This is a genomic window from Niveispirillum irakense DSM 11586 (genome assembly GCF_000429645.1).
GTDB lineage: Bacteria > Pseudomonadota > Alphaproteobacteria > Azospirillales > Azospirillaceae > Niveispirillum > Niveispirillum irakense.
In genome coordinates, this window is record NZ_KE386934.1 from 572,530 (window position 1) to 592,519 (window position 19,990).

The 19,990-nt window shown below is 64.1% G+C and carries 17 protein-coding genes and 1 tRNA gene; 5 read left to right on the plus strand and 13 right to left on the minus strand.

Features of this window, described 5'->3' with window-relative positions:
* Nucleotides 1–10: 10 nt before the first annotated feature.
* On the minus strand, nt 11–2,545 hold the full coding sequence (locus G473_RS0121735) for a TonB-dependent receptor plug domain-containing protein (protein ID WP_035708539.1): 2,535 nt from the start codon (nt 2,543–2,545) through the stop codon (nt 11–13).
* 314 nt (nt 2,546–2,859) lie between these two features.
* Here G473_RS0121735 and G473_RS0121740 point away from each other — a divergent pair, with 314 nt between their 5' ends.
* Nucleotides 2,860–3,588 (plus strand): energy transducer TonB, encoded by a 729-nt coding sequence (locus G473_RS0121740; protein WP_154667513.1) that lies wholly within the window; start codon nt 2,860–2,862, stop codon nt 3,586–3,588.
* A 139-nt stretch (nt 3,589–3,727) separates the two neighbouring features.
* Here the strand turns inward: G473_RS0121740 and G473_RS0121745 are convergent.
* From G473_RS0121745 to G473_RS0121790, 10 genes are all read right to left on the minus strand, one after another.
* A tRNA-Phe gene (locus G473_RS0121745) sits at nt 3,728–3,803 on the minus strand.
* Nucleotides 3,804–3,909: 106 nt separating this feature from the next.
* Nucleotides 3,910–4,137 (minus strand): DNA gyrase inhibitor YacG, encoded by a 228-nt coding sequence (locus G473_RS0121750; protein ID WP_029014840.1) that lies wholly within the window; start codon nt 4,135–4,137, stop codon nt 3,910–3,912.
* Nucleotides 4,134–5,303 (minus strand): ribonuclease E/G, encoded by a 1,170-nt coding sequence (locus G473_RS0121755; protein WP_029014841.1) that lies wholly within the window; start codon nt 5,301–5,303, stop codon nt 4,134–4,136. The genes G473_RS0121750 and G473_RS0121755 overlap by 4 nt, the downstream gene beginning before the upstream one ends.
* Nucleotides 5,303–5,953, minus strand: coding sequence for a Maf family protein (locus tag G473_RS0121760; protein WP_051330565.1), 651 nt, complete (start codon nt 5,951–5,953; stop codon nt 5,303–5,305). Before G473_RS0121760 ends, G473_RS0121755 begins: the two co-directional genes overlap by 1 nt.
* A gap of 16 nt (nt 5,954–5,969) precedes the next feature.
* On the minus strand, nt 5,970–6,188 hold the full coding sequence (gene infA, locus G473_RS0121765) for a translation initiation factor IF-1 (RefSeq protein ID WP_028097283.1): 219 nt from the start codon (nt 6,186–6,188) through the stop codon (nt 5,970–5,972).
* Nucleotides 6,189–6,340: 152 nt separating this feature from the next.
* Entirely contained in the window at nt 6,341–6,793 is a 453-nt protein-coding gene (locus G473_RS0121770; protein WP_029014843.1) for an arsenate reductase ArsC, read from the minus strand.
* A gap of 5 nt (nt 6,794–6,798) precedes the next feature.
* Complete coding sequence (locus tag G473_RS0121775) at nt 6,799–7,299, minus strand: UPF0262 family protein (RefSeq protein WP_035708550.1); 501 nt, start codon at nt 7,297–7,299, stop codon at nt 6,799–6,801.
* Nucleotides 7,300–7,355: 56 nt separating this feature from the next.
* The gene (hisD, locus tag G473_RS0121780) at nt 7,356–8,660 is read right to left on the minus strand and encodes a histidinol dehydrogenase (RefSeq protein WP_029014845.1); all 1,305 of its coding nucleotides are present in this window, start codon (nt 8,658–8,660) and stop codon (nt 7,356–7,358) included.
* On the minus strand, nt 8,650–9,324 hold the full coding sequence (gene hisG, locus G473_RS0121785; protein WP_425411589.1) for an ATP phosphoribosyltransferase: 675 nt from the start codon (nt 9,322–9,324) through the stop codon (nt 8,650–8,652). The genes hisD and hisG overlap by 11 nt, the downstream gene beginning before the upstream one ends.
* A gap of 120 nt (nt 9,325–9,444) precedes the next feature.
* Nucleotides 9,445–9,792: a hypothetical protein gene (locus G473_RS0121790; RefSeq protein WP_029014847.1), complete on the minus strand. Its 348-nt coding sequence runs from the start codon at nt 9,790–9,792 to the stop codon at nt 9,445–9,447.
* A gap of 138 nt (nt 9,793–9,930) precedes the next feature.
* Between G473_RS0121790 and G473_RS0121795 the strand changes: the two genes are divergently transcribed.
* Nucleotides 9,931–10,893, plus strand: a complete 963-nt coding sequence (locus G473_RS0121795; protein ID WP_029014848.1) for an SPOR domain-containing protein — start codon at nt 9,931–9,933, stop codon at nt 10,891–10,893.
* Here the strand turns inward: G473_RS0121795 and G473_RS0121800 are convergent.
* The gene (locus tag G473_RS0121800) at nt 10,874–12,115 is read right to left on the minus strand and encodes an O-antigen ligase family protein (RefSeq protein ID WP_029014849.1); all 1,242 of its coding nucleotides are present in this window, start codon (nt 12,113–12,115) and stop codon (nt 10,874–10,876) included. The genes G473_RS0121795 and G473_RS0121800 overlap by 20 nt on opposite strands.
* A 206-nt stretch (nt 12,116–12,321) precedes the next feature.
* Here G473_RS0121800 and ygfZ point away from each other — a divergent pair, with 206 nt between their 5' ends.
* The 3 genes from ygfZ (at nt 12,322) to G473_RS28300 (ending at nt 16,590) form a co-directional block, all read left to right on the plus strand.
* Nucleotides 12,322–13,218: a CAF17-like 4Fe-4S cluster assembly/insertion protein YgfZ gene (ygfZ, locus tag G473_RS28295; protein WP_035708553.1), complete on the plus strand. Its 897-nt coding sequence runs from the start codon at nt 12,322–12,324 to the stop codon at nt 13,216–13,218.
* A gap of 64 nt (nt 13,219–13,282) precedes the next feature.
* Complete coding sequence (locus G473_RS0121810) at nt 13,283–15,958, plus strand: HAMP domain-containing protein (protein WP_029014850.1); 2,676 nt, start codon at nt 13,283–13,285, stop codon at nt 15,956–15,958.
* 134 nt (nt 15,959–16,092) lie between these two features.
* A complete protein-coding gene (locus G473_RS28300; protein ID WP_051330566.1) occupies nt 16,093–16,590 on the plus strand; it encodes a PRC-barrel domain-containing protein in 498 nt (165 codons plus the stop codon).
* A 314-nt stretch (nt 16,591–16,904) separates the two neighbouring features.
* Here G473_RS28300 and ppdK read toward each other — a convergent pair whose 3' ends face one another.
* The gene (gene ppdK, locus G473_RS0121820; RefSeq protein ID WP_029014851.1) at nt 16,905–19,586 is read right to left on the minus strand and encodes a pyruvate, phosphate dikinase; all 2,682 of its coding nucleotides are present in this window, start codon (nt 19,584–19,586) and stop codon (nt 16,905–16,907) included.
* Nucleotides 19,587–19,990: the final 404 nt, after the last annotated feature.

Below are 19,990 nucleotides of genomic sequence, written 5' to 3' on the forward strand. Positions count from 1 at the left end.
GTCACGCCCGTCAGTAGGTGTAGGTCAGGCCCATCCAGACAGAGCGGCCCATCTGGTAGGGATTGGAGGCGCTGGTCGCCGTATTGGGCAGGGCATCCAGCACATTGGTGATCCGGGCCTCGGCAGTCAGCCCGCCGAAGCTGGTTTCCACCAGCTTGGCCTGGACATTCAGCCCCAGATCCAGCCAGCCATCATAGTGACGCTGCTCCCACACCTCATAACTGACGCCGGAAATGCGGGTTGTCTGACCCGAAGCCTGGATGCGCTCGAAATCGGCTTTCCAGCGCCCATGCAGCACGGTTGTGATGCGGTCCTCCCACCAGGTGGAGGTCAGCGCCGCATTGACGTTCCAGGGCGTGCTGAAATCCAGCCGGCGATTACGGGCGATGATGTCCGCTTCGGAGACGAGTTGGCCTTCAAAGAAGATCATATTATCTTCCGCCTCCAGTGAGTCGGACGGATCATAATAGCTGTTCGAGTTGCTCTTGGTTTTACTCCAGGCCCCGTTCAGCGCCAGGCTGTGATTGCGCCAAGTGCCATTCCACTCCACCGACACGCCGCGATACCGGCTCTCCCCGTCATTGCTGACCGTGTAATCGCGATAGGTGCTGGTGCGCCCAGTCACCGGATTGACATAGCTGTAGCTGTCCGCTGTCAGCTTGCGGGTAATCTCGTCCTTATTGTTGCGCAGGATACCCTTAACCCGGACAGAACCCCAGGGGAGCGGCGCCGAGAGGGCAGCCGTCAACTCGTTGGAATAGGGCGTATCCAGATCTGAATTTGAATAGCGGGTGGATTTGGAATAGCTGGAAAGCTCCCAATTATCGCTATAGACCTGCCGGCCGCCGGTCACCGTGGCCGCGCGCTGATAGACGTAATTATCGGGATATTTTTCCCGCAGCGCATAGCCCAGGAAACCACGGCTGTAATAGCGGTTTGCCCCCAGGGTCAGGGTCGTTCCCCACGGCAATGCCGTGGCCACGCTGAGGCGCGGGCTGATGTCATGATTGCCAAGGAAGCTCTCATAATCATACCGCAGGCCGGCCCGCAGATCGAAGCGGTTCCAGCTGAGATTATATTCGCTCCAGGCGTTGAAGCTGTCCAATCCCACATCGGCTTTATACGCCTTATAGACGCTGTACTGCGTTAACACGGTGTCGCCGGCGATGCAGACCACGCTGGTATTGCAGACAATGTTGGTGCCGACAACGCCACGGCTATAGGCGTAATTATCTTCCGGCCGCTCCTTTTTCGCTTCAACGCGTGTATATTCCGTGCCCAGCCGTAGCGTGCCGGCACTGTCGAACCGGTGGGTCCAGTCGCCCTTGATGGCTGTATCGGTCTGCTGCTGGTTGATATCGCCGAAACCGCCTTCGCTGCAATTCGTGCTGCTGCAGAACGACCCGCGCTGTGACCGGGACGGCCAGGAATAATGGATCGGCGCCCATTCCCGGTCAGTGTCGGAATAGGTGTGCGACAACTTCACCGACCAATCATCGCTGTCACCCGTGCGGGCCAGGCTGAGATAGCCTGACAGGCCACCACCATGGGTGCTGGAGAGATCGTCGATCCGGTTGTTGGAGGAGAACTCACTACGGTAGGGGCTATAGGTCACCTGCCCCGTCAGCAACAGATCATCCGCCAGATCCTGCTCAGCCTTGAGCATGAAGTTGTCGCTGGTGCTGGTGCGCGGCGAGGATGTACCGCCATAGGCTGCCGTCTTGTAATAGACAACCTTGGACTGGCTTCGGTTGGCCGCAAGCAGCACGCGGGTGCGGTCAGTCAGCGGCATGTTCAGCGTGCTGCCGAAACGGTATTTCTCAAAATCCACCTTCGGTGCCAGATCGGCGCCAAACGCCGCCCGGTCGGCCTTGCTGATCTTGAAATTCACCATACCGTCGCTGGTATAGTTGCCGGTGACCGTGGCCCCCCAGCGGGCTTCCGGCCGCTTGGTCTGCACATCCACCACGCCGCCGGTGAAGCCACCATATTGGGCGCTGATATTGCTGTCCTCAACAACGATGCTGCCGATCAGGGACGGATCAACCCAGATGCTCTGGGCATGATTGCCCGCCACTTCATAGGCATCAGCCGGATTGAGAGCACCCGACGTATCAACAACATCCAGACGGGAATTGGCCCCCACCCCATCGATGGCGAAATAATTGTCGTAATACCGCCCGCCGGAGATGGAAATATCGGAGGGACGTATATCCTGAATATCTGTCGCCGCCGTGCTGTATTGGCTGCGGCTGAACTGGACATGCGGCAGAATCTTCAGCAACTCCATCGCATCGCCATTCCCCGTCTGCCGCGACTGGACCGCTTCCTGGCTGATCACCGAGCGACCGGTTGCCACAACATCCGTGCTTTCATAGGCGGGTGCTGGCGGGGTAGCACTCTCTTCAACCGAAATGGTGGGGCGCTGGCCCGTCTCCGCTGCCCCGGCATCCTGCTGCGCCAAGGCGGGCACAGCAAACAGCGCGAGCGTGGAAACACCAAGCAAAGCACGACCGCGCAGACGGTCGTATGGAATCAACCCCATTTTCATCCCCATACTTTGTCCATTCAGGCCTGTCCCGGGACAGGTCTGCCCATGGGGTATTGCAATTGCGAATGATGTGCAATTGCAATATTGTCTCATTTCCGTCCTCGCCGCCGCAATCCGGCGGCGCTGAAAACGCATAGGAGTGTATTGCAGTGGCGGCCGTTGCCTTTCGTCGCCCCGTACTGGAAAGGGATCATATCCCGCAGAAACCGGCCCTTGCGCCGGTGCCTGCCCCATTCCTGTGGCAAGCGCGCCCGCCGCTCTGGCGTCTGCGGCCTGAATGGGGGACGGCCCAGGCGAAGCCACGCGCATTGCCAGCAACCTTGATCGCTGCGTCCCATGCGGCGCTCTACGGGCTTTTCATGGTGGGCACGGTGGCATCCTGGATGCTGGCGGTACCCCATCCAGGCGAGGGGTCGCGGGGGGCCAGCCAGGGCGCCCTGATCCTGTCATCCACCCCTGTGCCGCAGCCACAAGTGGCTATGCAGCCGGACATGCCAGCGCCCGTGACCGTATCGCGATTGATGACACCGCCGCTGCCGATGCTGCGGGTGAGCAGCATCCATATCCAGACCCGACCGGCCCCGTCCCTGAAGCAGCAAAGCACCTCAAATGCGGCGCCTGCTTCCCACGCCCTCAGCCCACCCGATACCGGCAATCAAGGCATTGCGGGTGATCAGGGCGACCGCCGCAACATGGATACAGGTCGGAATGGCAGCCAGGGGGGCGGCAAGGTTCAGCCCGCCTCTTACGAAGCCGAGGTACTGGCCTGGATCAACAGGCACAAGCGCTACCCCCACCACGCCATCCAGGCGCGGCTGGAGGGGGTCGTCGGGATTGCTGTGGAACTGGATAATTGGGGACGGTTGCTGAGGGTGGAACTGCTGAACAGTTCCGGCCATCAGGGCCTGGATAAGGCCGCCCTACGCCAAGTCCGCGCCGCCGCCCCCTATCCGCGCCCGGTTGATGCCGACTGGAGCCGTAAGCGGATAGAGTTGAATCTGGCCTTCAGCCTGCGTGACCTACAAGCGGCAAGCTGAAGGCCGCATCCAGCAAACAAAAAGCGTGCGCGGGGAAGGAATGGGGGTTGGGAACCCAAATAGAAAAAAGGCTCGCGATGCGCCTTGGATCAGGGCATCAAGCTAAACAAATTCTATTGATTTCCTTTGGAAAAACTGATGGTGCCCAGGGACGGAATCGAACCGCCGACACGGGGATTTTCAATCCCCTGCTCTACCGACTGAGCTACCTGGGCACTGCATCAATTCATGAAGCGTTGTCCGCTTCATCGCCGGTCAGCGTCGGTGCCGCCGTCCGGTGGAGGGCCTTTTAGAGAGTTGGCCGGACCCTGTAAAGCACTTTTATTCATCAAGCCTGCGATTTTTTTCCAACCCTTGTTCGCTCCCTTCCTCTTCCCCCTCCACAGGCACCCGATAGACCTCACCCAGCCATCGGGACAGGTCGATATCGGCACAGCGTTTGGAGCAGAAGGGTTTGAATTCAACGACAACGGGGCGCCCGCAGATCGGGCAGGACGGGGCCTTGCGCTTCGGGCGCACGGCGGAAAGATCAATCGGTTCGTCGCTCATCTCTTCTCTGTCTCTTCGGCTTGCAGCAGGTCGGCCAGCGGCGGGCCGCGGCGGGCCCGTGTCACCTCAACCAGCCCCAGGCGGGACATGCCATAGACATGGGTGGCAACCGCGTCCGGGGCCACCGCATCGGCCAGGGCGCGGATCACCGCATCCCGGTCCCCTGCCCGCGCCATATTGACGAAATCCACCACCACGATGCCACCCACATTGCGCAGGCGAAGCTGGCGGGCAATTTCCGGACAGGCGTCCAGATTGGTCGCCAGCGGGTTGCCCCGCTCCCCGCCATTCACATCGACGACGGTCAGCGCCTCAGTCCGGTCGATGACAAGGGAGCCGCCGGCCGCCAGCGGCACCCGCCGCCCCGCCAGGGCTGCAATGGCCCCATCCGCATCCCCCTGCGCAAACAGGGGCTGGGTGCCCTTGTGCAGGGCCAGCAGCGGCAGCAGATCGGGCGCAACAGCGGTCAGCCCCTGACGCACCTGGGGCAGCAGATCGGCCCCTTCAACCAGAATTTCCGTCAAGCCATCGCGCGGCAGTTCCGTCACCGCCCGGCGCAGCGCATCGGGCGCGGGCGAAAGCATGGCGGGGCCGGTGGCGCCCGCCCCTTTGGCGGCCTCATGCCATTGCGCTAGAAGCGCCTCCGCCTCACCCAGCACCATGGCCGGATCGGCGGCAACAGCTTCCGCGCGGACGATCCAGCCCCCCATGCGCGGCAATTCCTGCTCCATCAGCGCGCGCAGGCGGGCCACCTCCGGCCCTTTGCCCAGGCGCTTGGACAGGTGCAATCCATTGCCCAGCGGGGTGAAAACAAGGAACCGACCGGGCAGGGAGATATCCATGGTCAGGGTCGCCCCCTTGTCCCCATGGGCATCGGCCTTGACCTGGACCGTCACCGTCTGGCCCGTGCGCAGCAACTGGCCGATACGGGCATCGCGCCGTTGCGGTCGCACATCGCTGGCCGACAGCAGGCCCGGCTTGGCATCGCCAATCTCGACAAAGGCGGCATCCAGCCCGGCAGCGATCCGCGTAACACGGCCCAGCATGACAGCGCCCAGCCAGCCAGGACGGCCCGCATGGTCGATGGCCAGATCGGTCAGCACATTATCGGTGAGAAGGGCGCAGCGGGTCAGCGCCCCTTGCCGGTCTACCAGCAGGCGGCGCATCAGCCTTGCCGGCTGGCAGAAGCCGCCAGCGTCAGCGCATCAAGCCCCGCCGCGCGCAGGGTGCCCCCCACTTCCGTCAGCGGCAGGCCCACCACATTGCTGTAGCTGCCGCTGATCTGGCGGACGAACAGGCTGGCCAGCCCCTGGATGGCATAGCCGCCAGCCTTGCCCTGCCAGTCGCCGGTGGCGATATAGCTCTCAATCTCGAACTCGGAGAGGGTGCGGAAGATAACGGCGGTTTCCACCGTCCGCGACCAGACCCTTCCATCCGTGCCAACAATGCTGAAGCCGGTATGGACCCGGTGGCGCCGTCCCTGCAGCAGGGACAGGCACCGCCGCGCGGTTGCCGCATCCTCCGCCTTGGGCAGGATACGGCGACCCAGCCCGACCACCGTATCGGCGGCCAGCACGATGGATCCTGGATGCCGGGCGGCAACCAGTGCCGCTTTTTCCCGCGCCAAACGCAGGGCATGGGCAGCCGGCAACTCGTCCTTATGGGGGGTCTCGTCAATATCCGCCGGGTCCACCTGGTCAGGAACCAGCCCGATCTGGGCCAGCAATTCCCGACGCCGGGGCGATCCCGACGCAAGCACCAGCACCGGACGCCCCGACACGATCTGCGCCGGGACAGGCGTCTCGCTGGAAGTCATGCAATCCTCTTTCCGCTTACTTGAAGCGGAATGTGATCCGCCCCTTGGTCAAATCATAGGGCGTCATCTCGACATTGACGCGATCGCCCGCCAGAACGCGGATACGATTTTTACGCATCTTGCCGGAGGTGTGGGCAAGCACTTCATGTTCGTTGTCGAGCTTAACGCGAAACATCGCGTTGGGCAGCAGTTCCGTCACCGTGCCGGAGAACTCGATCAGATCTTCCTTGGCCATGTCTTCCTGGTTCTGGGCGCCTCAAAAATCGGCCAATAGGTGATTGGAGCGCGCCCAGCGGTCAAGTGTTTTCAGCGCACAGCAGAACCGAACAGACCGACAGGCAGGAGGCCAGCCTGCCCGATCATGCAATAATGTGATGTATCCATCCGTCAGACTGGGTCAGAGGCGGCAAACCGCTGCTGCAACCGCTTCAATAACTGGTCGCGAACCTGCCGATAGGCATCGAGTCGCATCTCCCGCGTGCCTTCCGTCAGGGAAGGGTCGAACGTGTTCCAGAACTCCACGTCACAGGCGGTGGTGCGGGTCATTTCCACTGCGCGGTGCTGCGCTTCCGGGGATAGGGAAATGACGAGATCGAAACTGTCATCCTCCAACTGGTCGAAGGTCTTGGCACGGTGGCGGGACATGTCCACCCCCAGTTCCGCCATCACGGCGACAACGAAGGGATCGTTCTCCCCCTCCCGCACCCCGGCACTGTCGACATAGATCGACTTGCCATGCAGCATCTTCAGCAACCCCTCCGCCATGGGCGAGCGGATTGAATTATGCGTGCAGGCGAACAGGACGCTGGAAATCCGGGGCGGGCGGGTTTCATGCGTCATCCCGGTCAGGCCCTGATATGCAGAACGCAGATCAGGGTGAAGATGCGGCGCGCCGTGTTCAGGTCGGTTTCCACCTTGCCGGCCAGCCGTTCCCGCAGCAATTCCGATCCCTCATTGTGCAGCCCGCGCCGTCCCATATCGATCGCCTCGATTTGGGATGGGGTGGCTGTCTTGATCGCCTTGTAATAGCTGTCGCAGATCATGAAATAGTCGCGCACGATGGTGCGGAACGGCTTCAAGGGCAGGACGATCCGGTCCAGGGGCTGGTCTTCCCCATTGCGGACATCGAAGATCAGCCGGTTATCCTCGGTGGACAGGAACAGGCGGAACGGCCCGGCGTCAGGCTGTTCACTCAGGGCGAAACGGTTTTCATCCAGCAGGTCGTACAGGGCGACGGCACGTTCATGCTCCACCTCCATATTGTGGCGGATGACATGCCGTTCGACCAGTTCGACATGGATGATCCGGTGATGCGGCTCCTGCCGCACGCCTTCGCCTGGCACCATGCCTTGTTCCCCTCCCCGTCAGACGTCGCCCTTTCCGGGCGGAGGGCTACAGCCTGTTACTGGCTGGCCCCGTTGGCAAGCCGGATTGCAACCGAAAGGGCGTGCGCGCCCAGACCTTCGGCCTCCGCCAGCGCGACGGCGGCCGGGCCGATGGCGGCCAGGGCCGCCGGGCTGCAGCCGACCAGTGTCGTCCGCTTCATGAAGTCCAGCACGTTCAGGCCGGAGGAGAAGCGGGCCGAGCGGGCCGTCGGCAGCACATGGTTGGGGCCGGCCACATAATCGCCAATGGCTTCCGGCGTGTGGCGCCCCAGGAAGATGGCACCGGCATTGCGCACCTGGGCCGCCATGGCATCAGGATCGGCCACGGCCAGTTCCAGATGCTCCGGTGCCAGCCGATCGACCAGCGGCACCGCCTGGGACAGATCCTCCACCAGAATGATGGCGCCATGGTCGTCCCAGCTTTTGCGGGCGATATCCACGCGCGGCAGCCGGGACAGATGCACCTCTACCGCAGCAGAGACGGCATCGGCAAAGGCGGCGTCATCGGTGATCAGGATACTCTGCGCCGAGGTATCATGCTCGGCCTGCGACAGAAGATCGGCGGCGATCCAGGCCGGATCGTTGGCCCCATCGGCCACGACCAGGATTTCCGACGGGCCGGCGATCATGTCGATACCGACCGTGCCGAATACCTGCCGCTTGGCGGCGGCGACAAAGGCATTGCCGGGGCCGGTGATCGTATCCACCGGGGCAATGCTGTCCGTGCCATAGGCAAGGGCCGCCACGGCCTGGGCCCCGCCGATGCGGTAAATTTCCGTCACCCCGGCCAGATCGGCAGCGGCCAGCACCAGCGGGTTAAGAACGCCATCGGGCGTGGGCACCACCATGGCGATGCGCGGCACACCGGCCACCTTGGCGGGGATGGCATTCATCAGAACGGAGCTGGGATAGGCCGCCGTTCCGCCCGGCACGTAAAGACCGACAGCGCCTACCGGGGTCCAGCGCGCGCCCAGGCGCACCCCGGCCTCATCGGTATAACTGGTCGCTTCCACCGTCTGGCGGCGATGGAACGCCTCAATCCGGGTCGCCGCCAGCTTCAGTGCGTCCAGCGTGACCGTATCGCATTGGGCGATGGCGGCCTGCACCTCCTCAGGGGTGATGCGCAACCGGTCAGCCGTCAGGTCCAGCCGGTCCCAGCGGCGCGTATAGTCCAGAACCGCCGCGTCACCACGGGCGCGCACATCGGCCAGGATGGCGGCGACGGCATTGTTCAGATCTTCCTGGACTTCCCGCTTGGCGCCCAGCAGCGCGCGGAACGCATCCTCGAACCCGGCATCGCGGGTGGAAAGCTTAACCGGCATTGGTGATTGCCTCCTGGAAACGGTCGATCCAGCCCTGAATCTCGCCATGGCGGGTCTTGAACGCGGCGCGGTTGACGACAAGGCGGGAAGAGATGTCGGCAATATGCTCAATCTCTGCCAGACCATTCGCTTTCAGCGTGGTGCCGGTGGAGACCAGATCGACAATGCGCCGGCACAGGCCCAGCGTGGGCGCCAGTTCCATCGCGCCATTCAGCTTGATGCATTCCGCCTGCACGCCGCGGGCGGCGAAATGACGACGGGTGATTTCCGGATATTTGGTCGCCACGCGGACATGGCTCCACCGCGACGGATCATCCTTTTCCAGCATGTCCACCCGCTCGGCCACGGCGATGCGGCATTTGCCGATGCCCAAATCCAGGGGGGTATAGAGTTCGGGATAATCGAACTCCATCAGCACATCGCTGCCGCAGACGCCCAGATGCGCCGCACCGAACGCAACGAAGGTGGCGACATCGAAGCTGCGGACGCGGATGATCTCCACGTTGGGCCGGTTGGTGGCAAAGCGCAGGGCCCGGGATTTCGGGTTGTCGAAATCGGGTTCCGGCTCAATTCCGACCCGATGCAGCAACGGCCTCACCTCATCCAGGATACGGCCCTTGGGCAGGGCCAGCACCAGCAGGTCTTGGGGGGCGGACGGCATCATGTCCTGGACGCTCCAGGTAGGAAATCAGGGAGGGAGTACATGGCACGCCCCACCCCCGTAGTCCAGCGACGCGGGCGGAAGGCGGGGTTGCGCAAACACAGGCCAGGCCCGCAGGAGGGCTTAGTGGTCAGACCCCTGGAGGATCTGACGACGCATGCCGGTTTCATATTCCAGCCCTTCACGGGTCAGGATAACGCTGACCGGGAAGCTGCCCTGGATCAGGCCCTTGCGTTCCAGCACCGCCCAGGGGGCGGGGTTGCGCAGGCCCGTCGCATCCTGCGCATAGACCAGCCAGGGGCCGAGATGGAAATGGTTGCCATGGGCAGTGAAGGGCAGTTCCAGCACTTCCACGGCCCCGTCACCGAGGGGGCGGGCAATATCCTCAAACTCCGCCAGCGCCTGGAACAGGGTCAGCGTCTTTAATTGCAGCGGATTGAGGTTGAGCGGGTTCTTCTTGGCGGCGGCCATGGATGCGCACTCTTGGGTCGAGGAAAAAGGATTTTCCTGGTTGAAGCCCGTTTGTGCGGCATCGTCAAGCAAAGCCATGTGGGGTAAGACGAAGGGCAAATCATCCCTGCCCTGCCCGTCACCTTGATGAAGAGGCCCATGCCAGCCCGTTTCCCCGCCCGCCCTTCATGCCTGACTGCCCTGTCACTGCTGTGCCTGACCGCCCTGCCGGTGAAGGCCGACATGCCAGCGGGCCGCGCTGCCTTCGCGGCGGGCGACTATGGTCGCGCCTTTGGTCAGTTCAGTGCCGCTGGCGATGCAGGCGACGCTGCCGGCAATTATCTGGCGGGGGAAATGCTGATCCATGGTCGGGGCACGGCACCCGATCCGGCGGCCGGGCTGGCGCGACTGCGCAAAGCCGCCGATGCCGGTCATGTCGGTGCGCTGGCGGCAGCCGGGGCGCTTTACGCCTTTGGCGGGGAAGTGCCGGCAGACCCGGCCCTGGGCCGCCGCCTGCTGACTCAGGCGGCGGAAGCCGGCGACATGCACGCGCAATATGATCTTGCCCGGCTGTTAAACGGGACCGACCCGGTGGAAGCGCTTTACTGGGCCCGCCGGGCCGCAGGACAGGGATTGTCAGGGGCCATGCGGCTGGCCGATTCCCTGGCCACATCGGCCAACCCCGATCAGGTGGCCGCCGCCAACCGGCTGCTGGCCCGCCCGCTGCCGCAGCGGCCAAGCCCCCTGCCCCCCAGCGGTACAACCCTGACGCTGACCGTAACCAAGCCTGCGCCGGTCATCAGCAAGGCGGCCCCGGCCCAAAGCGCCCCATCAACCCCGGACCAAGCCCCCGCACCGGCCCCTGCTGCCGGGGATTGGGCGGTACAGGTCGGTGCCCTGCCCAGTCAGGCGGAAGCGGACCGCCATTGGGCGGCCCTTCAGCGACGGCAGGGGGATTTGCTGGGTAACCGCACGCCCTATTGGGAAAAGGCTGATCTGGCCAAGGGCACCTTCATCCGCGTGCTGCTGACCGGATTCGCCGACCGCGCGGCCGCCGGCGATTTCTGCACCCGGTTGAAGGCGGCCGGCACGGATTGTCTGGTCAGGCGTTCCCCCGGCTGACCAGCGGCACCCGCATCGCCAGTTCAATCAAGGCGAAGGCGAACAGCATGCCGCACAGCAGCCAAGTCTGCCACGCGCCATAGGCAAAGCACTGGATGAAGATGCAGGTGCCAAACAGGGCCAGCGCCATCACCCGCCGCTGCCCCTCCAGCCGCACCAGCAGCCACAGGACAGCCAGCAACAGCCACGTCACCAGCGCCGCGCCAATCCAGCCCAGTTCCAGCCGGACCTGGAGGAAGAAATTATGCGGGTGGAGCGGCAGCTTGCCCCAATGATCGGTGCCGGGGAACGATTCCTTGCCGCCAGGAATGGCCCGTGCACTGTCCAGGCCCCAGCCCAACCAGGGCTTCTGTTCGATGAAGGGGACGACAAAATCCCAGGTCAGAATGCGATGCTGGAAACTATGCGGCATCCAGGGGGCCTGGGCCAGACCGGCATTCAACATCGCCTGGGCCGCTGGCGTACAGAAAACCATGCCGGCGACAATGCCCACCGCGATGATCCCGGCAGCGATGCGGGGCGACCAGAGGGCGAGAGCGATCAAGCCCAGCAAGGCCAGTTGCGCCGCCGCTGCCGACTGGCTCTCACTCAAAAGGCAGGTCACTGTCACCAGCGCCAGCCAGATGCCTGCCATCAGGCGACGGCCCGACCGCCAGAGCAGCAGGGCCACCGGGCCGGACATCAGCGCCACCAGCACCGATGCACGGTTCACGGCGGAAACGAAGGCCCACGGATAAGGCGGTTCCCCATTCTGCAGGCGGTAGATCGGCTGATCGCCAAAAACCTCCACCCCCAGCAATAGCAGCCCGACCAAAGCCGCCAAGGGCAACAGCTTGGCCAGCCGCGTCGCCGCCCCTGGCGAGATCAGAACCATTGCCGGAAACAGAAGGAAAGCGGGCAGAAATTCATAAAGGAACGTGATCGCCTGCCCGGTCGCATCTTTGGGCACCAGGGTCCAGGTGATAGAGAGAGCGCCATAAAAGATAAACACCAGCAGCGGCACCAGAACCGACCAGTCCAGCACCGGCAAGCGCCGATCCCGCCAGACCAGCAGCCCGCCGCCGAGCACGGCCAGCAGAATGAAACCGGGAGCCGTCGCACGCGCTGCCAGCGGCGCCACCAGCCCCAGCATCAGGCAACCAATGATCAGGAAAATAACGCCAAGCGGCCCCAGGACCGTGGGCGAGGGGGTCGGCTTTGCCGCCCCGAACGTATCAGACATGCGGCACCCGCACCGTTTCCATGGATGCAGCCCACCGCTCCGGGGCCACGGCGCGGGATATTACGCCCTCAGCCCTTAAAAACAAGACCGCCAGCCCGGCCCGTATCTTCCGCGAACATCCCCCGTGATTGCCGACACTGGCATCAAGCCGTGCTGCGTGACTATATGGTGTGGCAATGGTTTTCCGCCCACAAGGCACTGTCCCCATGTCCAGCATGCCCCTTTCCGCCGCCCTGATCCCCCTGACCGACCGCGCCGTAATCGCCGTGGGGGGGGAAGATCGTGTCAGCTTCCTGCAAGGTCTGGTTACCAACGACGTTACCCAGGCCGGTCCCGACCGGGCGCTATGGTCAGCCCTGCTGACGGCCCAGGGCAAGTTCCTGCATGAATTTTTTATCATCGCTGATGGAGAGCATCTGCTGCTGGAGTGCGAATCCGGCCGGCGGGAGGATCTGCTGCGGCGGCTGCGCATGTTCAAGCTGCGGGCCAAGGTAGACCTTGCCGACCTGTCCGACCGGCTTGCCGTTTTCGCCCGACTGGACGAAGACACCGGCGCCGTGCCCGGCAGGCTGTGGCGGGAAGACGGCAATGGCATCGCCTATACCGATCCCCGCCATGCCGGTATCGGCACGCGGCTGATCCTGCCAACCGACCGGGCCGCCGGTGCCACTGGCGACAAGGCCGCCTGGGAACAGCGCCGGCTGACCCTGGGCCTGCCCGATGGCAGCCGCGATATGCTGGTGGAGAAATCCATCCTGCTGGAAAATGGATTCGATGAATTGCACGCCATCGCCTGGACCAAGGGCTGTTATGTCGGCCAAGAGCTGACGGCGCGGACCAAATATCGCGGTCTGGTGAAAAAGCGCCTGACCCCGGTCCGTCTTGCCGGCCCCCTGCCCGCCCCTGGCACGCCGGTCATGGCGGCGGAGCGCGATGTGGGGGAAATCCGCAGCGGTGCTGGTGATCTGGCCTTGGCCTTGATTCGTCTGGACGCGCTGAATGGGCCTGATCCGTTACAGGCCGGCGAAACACAAATCCATCCGACCCTGCCCGATTGGCTGGTTTTGCCCCAGACCGAAGGGTCTGCACCAACGAATGGATGAATCGCCCCCAAGAATTAGCTAGTCTCTGCCGGAACAACGCAATATCCGGGGATCGGGGGCTGGAATGAAGGAGCGGGTAACGGGATCGCGGCTGTCGTCGCTGCGCGGTCTCGCCGCTGCGACGGCGCTGGGGGGAACCGTGCTGGTCGGCGCCTTGGCCGCCGGTGCCACGTTCCAGCTTGCGCAATATTCCGTCCAGTCCGCCAATCTGGAAGCACCGGGGGAAACCCTGGCCAAAACCCGGCTGCTCACCGATATCCAGACCCGTCTGGGCCAGGGCGGCTTTCTGGGCGCACTGGCCCAGTTCGCGGAAACCGGCAGTGCGGAAGCCCGCGCCGAAATGCGCGCCAGCCTGGATGCCGCCGATCAGACATTGCGTGGCCTGCAGGGCAAGCGCCTGACACCGGCAGAGCTTGAACTGGCCGGCGATTTGCGCCGGCTGCTGGACATGGCCTCCCGCGCTGTGGAATCGGCCGCCACCGGCCCGGCCGGCCTGGGCCAGAACACCTCGCTGATCCTGCTGACCCGCCACGCCTCCCTGGCCGACCGGATCGACGCCCGCAGCCGCACGCAGCAGGCGGTGGAACTGGCACGGCTGGAAAGCCTGGCCCAGCGCGGCCTGTGGCTGGGCGTGGGGGCTGTCGCCGCCCTGGTGGTCACCCTGTTCGCCTTCCTGACATTGCTGGGCAGCCGCGTCATCCGCCCCTTGCGGGAACTGACAGCGGGGGTGGAGGCGGTGGCCCGCGGTGACTGGCGCAGCCCCATCTGGGGTACGGGCCGGGCAGATGAATTTGGTGATCTGGCGCGGGCGGTGGATGGTTTCCGCCGGCAAGCGCAGGAAATCCCGGATATTTCCGTCGCGACGGAGGATGGGCGCCTGCGCCTGAAATTCGAAGGGGATTATGCCGACCTGTTCGAGGCCCTGACCGCGCGGCTGCGCGGGGCCGGCGGCACGCTCGCCGTGCTGGGGCAGGATGTTGGCCGCGTGGTGGGCGACACCAAGCAGCAACTGCATGAAACGCTGGGTCAGGTGAACCAGCTTTGCACCGCCGCCGTGCGCACGGTCAGCGAAAGCAACCGTGAAATCCGGCAGGCGACGGAAATGCTGGCCCATGCCGTGGCCCAGGTGAAGGCGTTTGACGCTGATGAACAGGGCGGCGGACTGGACGCTGTCATCGAAGCACTGCGCCACCATGCCGATATGCTGGCCGCCACCCTGTCGCGCACGGAAATGGCCGTCACCAAAACGCTGGAAAGCCTGACGACCACCGATGGCGACATGCGCGATGCCAGTGCGGAGGCGCGGGACGCCGCCCACAACCTGTCCGCCACCATGGCGGAAACCCAGCAGAGCCTGCTGGCAGCGGTGAAAATCCTGCGCGCATCCGGCGACCTGCTGGCCAATACCGCCGACCAGACGGGCAGCCGCCTGACCCGCGCCGCCGACGCCATGGAAGATGGCGAGAAAGCCATGGTCGCCGCCCTGGGCAGCGCCACATCCCGCCTGGATTCCGTGACCGAGCAGGCATCGGCCCGGCTGGAGGATGCCGGCATGCAGGTGGCGCGCGCCGCCGAATTGCTGGATGACCGGTCCGCCGATATTGCCAGCCGCCTGGAAACGGCGCTGGAAAGCATGCATGACGCGCACGACACTTTGCAGAAATCGGCCGAAGCGGCTGAAAGCAAGATGGAGCCGCTGGCCGATCAGTTCATCGCCATCAAGGACCATTTCAGCGGCTTGATGGAAGAGGTCGGCGACCGGGCGGACAGCATGTCCCGCGCCGTGGACGCCTTGCGCACCACGTCGAACGATCTGAAATCGGAGTTTGAGCGGCGGCGGGTGGAGCCAGGCCAGCATGAGGCCATTGCCGACCTGCTGACCCGGCTGCGCGGCAGCGCCACCCAGATCGCGTCCCGCGTGGGCGAGATCGGGGAGACGGCGCAACGGCTGGCCCAGTCCCTGACCGGTGGTGTGGATGATGCCACTGCCCGGCTGCGCGATGTGACCGGCGACCTGCGCCAGGAAACCCGTACCCTGTCCACCGAGGCGCATCAGGCCGCCACCAGCCTGTCCCGCGCCGTGGGGCAGCAGGAACGGATGCTGACCGACCTGCAGAACCTGACCAAAGAGCTGGATGCCCAGCGCGACAAGGATAATACGCCCCAGGCGCTGGTGGACCTGACCAGCGGCCTGCGCGCCGCCATTGATGCCGTGCATGCCCTGATCGCCAGCGCCGACAACCGGGAGAAGACGGCGGTGGAAACCGCCGTTGGGCTGGTGGCGGACCTGCGCCAGCGGATTGAGGCAATCGAGGGCATGGCCGGCGGGCTGCATGCCGCCACGGATGCGCTGCATGCCTTGGCCGCCGCCGACAATGGCAGCCGCGACCGGGAGAATGCCGACCTTCTGTCCATCGCCGAAGCGCTGAAGACGCGGCTGGACAGTATCGACCGGCTGGGCGACCGGCTGGACGGCACGACGGACAGCGTGCGCGGCCTGCTGGAGGAAACCCGCCAGCGGGAACGCACCGATCTTTCCATCGTGTCGGAGCTGACCCAGAACCTGCGGGAGCGGGTGCTGCGCCTGGACGGGTTGTCGGTCGATCTGTCGCGGGCCATCGACATGCTGCGCTCCTCCTCCCGTCAGAACGAGACGGCCAGCGCCAACGCCGCCCGCGACCTGGGATCGCGGCTGGCGCAGATCGCCGAACAGTTGAAAAGCGCCTCTGGCGGGCTGTGACCGAAATGGGGTTTCCATTTCCGATAAAGGTCACAACACAAGTGTGAGCCGATCCCCTGTCAGCCTTGTTGTTAAGGGCATGGACGCAGGCGCAACCGCCTGATCCACCAGACAACAGACAGAGGAATACGACCATGCGTAAGCATATCATTGGCGCCGCTTCGGCCGTCGCTCTGCTTTGCACCGGTGCTGCCTATGCGCAGACCGCCACGACCACAACGACCCCGAACGCGACCAGCACCGAAGCCACCCGTCCGGCAACCACGATGCGCGATGATGCCAATGGCGTTGTCGGCAACCGGGCTTCCGCCGAATCCCTGATGGGCCGGACCGTGATCGGCGCCGATGGCAAGGATCTGGGTGAAGTCAAGGACGTGATCCTGGACGCCAATAGCGGTGAGGCCCGTCAGGTCGTGATCGCCAGCGGCGGTTTCCTGGGCATCGGCGAGAAGAACATCGCCGTTGATTTCAGCGACGCCCAGCTTCTGGCCGGCAAGGATCAGGTACAGGTGAACAGCCTGACCCAGGCGCAGGTGGAGAAGCTGGATGGTTATGAATATGACCAGGATACTGTCTCGCTGAGCCGTGGCGGTGCCACCGCCCCGGCCACGCCGGGCGCTAGCGGCCAGTAATCCGGCCAAAGGTTCTAATCACAACCCATGGAAAGCCCCCGGTCGAAAGGCCGGGGGTTTTTCATGTCCACTTTCATTTCTCATACCAATCTCCCTAGATCATGACCGATCCAGGGAGATTTCGCGTTCCCTCATGCGCCGGGCGCCCGCATCCGCGGGCTTGGCTTGCGCGCCACGTGGCGCGGGCCGGCAGTCGCCGGCCTCCAGCCTGCCTAAAGGTCAGCCTTTAGGCAGGCTGGTATAATTGCAAAATCGCGCATGAAAAAGGGCCGGATCGCTCCGGCCCCTTCCCATACGTACAAGTGAACTCAGGCTTACGCCTCGCTGGCGCGGCGCTCCCCTTCGATGGCAGCCTGTGCGGCCGCCAGACGGGCGATCGGCACGCGGTAGGGAGAGCAGGACACGTAATCCAGCCCCACCTTCTCACAGAAATAGACCGAGGCCGGGTCGCCACCATGCTCGCCACAAATGCCGAGCTTGATGTCTTCCCGCGTCTTGCGGCCCCGTTCAGCAGCGATCTGCACCAGTTCGCCCACGCCTTCGGTGTCCAGGGTCACGAACGGGTCGTGCTCCAGGATGCCGGCGCGCTGGTAATCCGGCAGGAAGGCCCCGGCATCGTCGCGGCTGATGCCGAACGTCGTCTGGGTCAGATCGTTGGTGCCGAAGCTGAAGAACTGCGCCGTCTCCGCGATCTTGCCCGCCTGCAGGGCGGCGCGCGGCAGCTCGATCATGGTGCCGACCAGATAATCAATCTGGTGGCTGGATGCGGCGATAACCTCACCGGCCACGCGATCGATCACCCCCTTCAGGATGTCCAGTTCCTTCTTGGTACCGACCAGCGGGATCATGATTTCCGGGATCACCGTCTCACCCGTTTCCTTGAACACGGCCACCGCCGCTTCAAAGATGGAGCGGGCCTGCATCTCGTAAATCTCCGGAAAGGAGATGCCGAGACGGCAGCCGCGATGGCCCAGCATCGGGTTGGCTTCATGCAACTGAAGCGCCCGATGCTGCACCTTCTGAATGTCGGTGCCGGCGGCCTTGGCCACTTCGGCCATTTCGGCTTCGGTGTTGGGCAGGAATTCGTGCAGCGGCGGGTCCAGCAGGCGGATCGTGACGGGCAGGCCCTTCATGATCTTGAACAGCTCAACGAAATCCTGGCGCTGCATCGGCGCGATCTTGGCGAGTGCGGCGCGGCGGCCCGCCTCGCTGTCGGCCAGGATCATCTCACGCACGGCGATGATGCGGTCGGCATCGAAGAACATATGCTCGGTCCGGCACAGGCCGATACCTTCGGCGCCGAACTTGCGGGCGGTGCGGGCATCCAGCGGGGTTTCCGCATTGGTGCGCACCTTCATGCGGCGATGCGCATCGGCCCAGCCCATCAGTTCCGCGAAATCGCCGGACAGTTCGGGCTGAATGGTCGGCACCTCACCCAGCATCACCTCACCGGTTGAGCCGTCAATGGTGATGATGTCGCCGGCCTTCACCTCCACATCCCGCACCAGGATGATGCCGCGCTTGCCGTCGATGCGCAGTTCCCCGGCACCGGCCACGCAGGACCGGCCCATGCCGCGTGCCACCACGGCGGCATGGCTGGTCATGCCGCCACGGGTGGTCAGGATGCCCTTGGCCGCGTGCATGCCATGGATATCTTCCGGGCTGGTTTCCACGCGGCAGAGGATGACGCTTTCGCCCAGGCCGGCCTGCTTTTCCGCCTCTTCCGCGGTGAAGACGACCTTGCCGGAGGCTGCACCGGGGCTGGCCGGCAGGCCCTTGGCGATGATCTTCTTCACGGCCTTGGGGTCCAGCGTCGGGTGCAGCAACTGGTCCAGCGATTTCGGCTCGATCCGCAGGATGCCTTCTTCCTGGCTGACCAGCCCTTCGCGCACCATGTCCACGGCGATCTTCAAGGCCGCCGGCGCCGTGCGCTTGCCCGAACGGGTCTGCAGCATATAGAGCTTGGATTGCTGCACCGTGAATTCGATATCCTGCATGTCACGGTAATGCTTTTCCAGCTTCAAACGCACCGCGTTCAACTGGTTGAACACTTCCGGCATGCTCTCTTCCATCGCCGGCAGGTCGGAACCATTGGCGATCTTGCCGGCAATGGTCAGGTGCTGCGGCGTGCGGATGCCGGCCACCACATCCTCGCCCTGGGCGTTGATGAGATATTCGCCATAAAAGGCATTCTCGCCCGTGGACGGGTTGCGGGTGAAGGCCACGCCGGTGGCGCAATCCTCACCCATATTGCCGAACACCATGGCCTGCACATTCACCGCCGTGCCCCATTCGGCCGGGATGTCATGCAGCTTGCGATAGGTGATGGCACGCTGGTTCATCCAGCTATCGAACACCGCACCGATGGCGCCCCAAAGCTGTTCCTGCGGGTCCTGCGGGAAGGGCCGGCCCAGCTCTTCCTCGACCACGCGCTTGTAACCGGCGATGACCTGCTGCCAGTCTTCGGCCTTCAACTCGGTATCCAGCACCAGCCCGGCATCGCGCTTATGATCTTCCAGCACTTCTTCAAAGTGATGGTGATCCACATCCAGCACGACATTGCCGAACATCTGGATGAAACGGCGATAGCTGTCATAGGCGAAGCGGGCATCGCCGGAACGCCGGGCCAGACCGGCGACGGTGATGTCATTCAGGCCCAGGTTCAGCACCGTATCCATCATGCCCGGCATCGACGCGCGGGCACCGGAGCGGACGGAAACCAGCAGCGGATTTTCCGCATCGCCGAATTTGGCCCCGACAATGGTTTCCACGGCCGCCAGCGCGTCGGCAACGGACGTGGCCAGTTCCGGCGGATACTGCCGGCCATTGGCGTAGAAATAGGTGCAGACCTCCGTTGTGATCGTAAAGCCTGGAGGCACGGGCAGGCCGAGATTGCTCATCTCCGCCAGATTGGCGCCCTTGCCGCCGAGAAGATTCTTCATCTCCGCGCGGCCCTCGGCCTTGCCTTCACCGAAGCTGTAGACCCACTTCGTCATGGTCTTGGTCCCGTCGATTGTTCAATGGTTGGGATGTTTGGACTGGTGGTGATTTACGCTACGCAACATTGTGCAACGCTTTTGAGGGGGGTGTTGCACAGGGAAAACCGGCGGCAGGGTGCCGCAGGCATGGGGGTGCCCTGCCCGCGTTGGGGGCGGGGGGTGTGGTGGGGTGCGATAGGGGCACCCGTGGTTCAGGCATCCTCTCACCGTCATTCCCGCGAAGGCGGGAATCCAAAATCCGCGCTGTCGTATGGATTCCCGCCTTCGCGGGAATGACGGTTAAAGGGCTGAAAGGTGAGAGAGTCGAAAAGGCCGCGCGCACGCGGCAGGCAGGGCAAGCCCCACCCCCGACCGCATCCTGTAACGCCGCTCCGGCCACTACCTTTTTACCGCAATGCAGC

What these genes read in the sequence shown, in the direction of transcription:
- G473_RS0121735 (WP_035708539.1), bottom strand. Translation starts at nt 2,545, where the DNA reads ATGGGGTTGATTCCATACGACCGTCTGCGCGGTCGTGCTTTGCTTGGT.
- G473_RS0121750 (WP_029014840.1), bottom strand. Translation starts at nt 4,137, where the DNA reads ATGAGCGACGAACCGATTGATCTTTCCGCCGTGCGCCCGAAGCGCAAG.
- G473_RS0121755 (WP_029014841.1), bottom strand. Translation starts at nt 5,303, where the DNA reads ATGCGCCGCCTGCTGGTAGACCGGCAAGGGGCGCTGACCCGCTGCGCC.
- G473_RS0121760 (WP_051330565.1), bottom strand. Translation starts at nt 5,953, where the DNA reads ATGACTTCCAGCGAGACGCCTGTCCCGGCGCAGATCGTGTCGGGGCGT.
- infA (WP_028097283.1), bottom strand. Translation starts at nt 6,188, where the DNA reads ATGGCCAAGGAAGATCTGATCGAGTTCTCCGGCACGGTGACGGAACTG.
- G473_RS0121770 (WP_029014843.1), bottom strand. Translation starts at nt 6,793, where the DNA reads ATGACGCATGAAACCCGCCCGCCCCGGATTTCCAGCGTCCTGTTCGCC.
- G473_RS0121775 (WP_035708550.1), bottom strand. Translation starts at nt 7,299, where the DNA reads ATGGTGCCAGGCGAAGGCGTGCGGCAGGAGCCGCATCACCGGATCATC.
- hisD (WP_029014845.1), bottom strand. Translation starts at nt 8,660, where the DNA reads ATGCCGGTTAAGCTTTCCACCCGCGATGCCGGGTTCGAGGATGCGTTC.
- hisG (WP_425411589.1), bottom strand. Translation starts at nt 9,324, where the DNA reads ATGATGCCGTCCGCCCCCCAAGACCTGCTGGTGCTGGCCCTGCCCAAG.
- G473_RS0121790 (WP_029014847.1), bottom strand. Translation starts at nt 9,792, where the DNA reads ATGGCCGCCGCCAAGAAGAACCCGCTCAACCTCAATCCGCTGCAATTA.
- G473_RS0121795 (WP_029014848.1), top strand. Translation starts at nt 9,931, where the DNA reads ATGCCAGCCCGTTTCCCCGCCCGCCCTTCATGCCTGACTGCCCTGTCA.
- G473_RS0121800 (WP_029014849.1), bottom strand. Translation starts at nt 12,115, where the DNA reads ATGTCTGATACGTTCGGGGCGGCAAAGCCGACCCCCTCGCCCACGGTC.
- ygfZ (WP_035708553.1), top strand. Translation starts at nt 12,322, where the DNA reads ATGTCCAGCATGCCCCTTTCCGCCGCCCTGATCCCCCTGACCGACCGC.
- G473_RS0121810 (WP_029014850.1), top strand. Translation starts at nt 13,283, where the DNA reads ATGAAGGAGCGGGTAACGGGATCGCGGCTGTCGTCGCTGCGCGGTCTC.
- G473_RS28300 (WP_051330566.1), top strand. Translation starts at nt 16,093, where the DNA reads ATGCGTAAGCATATCATTGGCGCCGCTTCGGCCGTCGCTCTGCTTTGC.
- ppdK (WP_029014851.1), bottom strand. Translation starts at nt 19,586, where the DNA reads ATGACGAAGTGGGTCTACAGCTTCGGTGAAGGCAAGGCCGAGGGCCGC.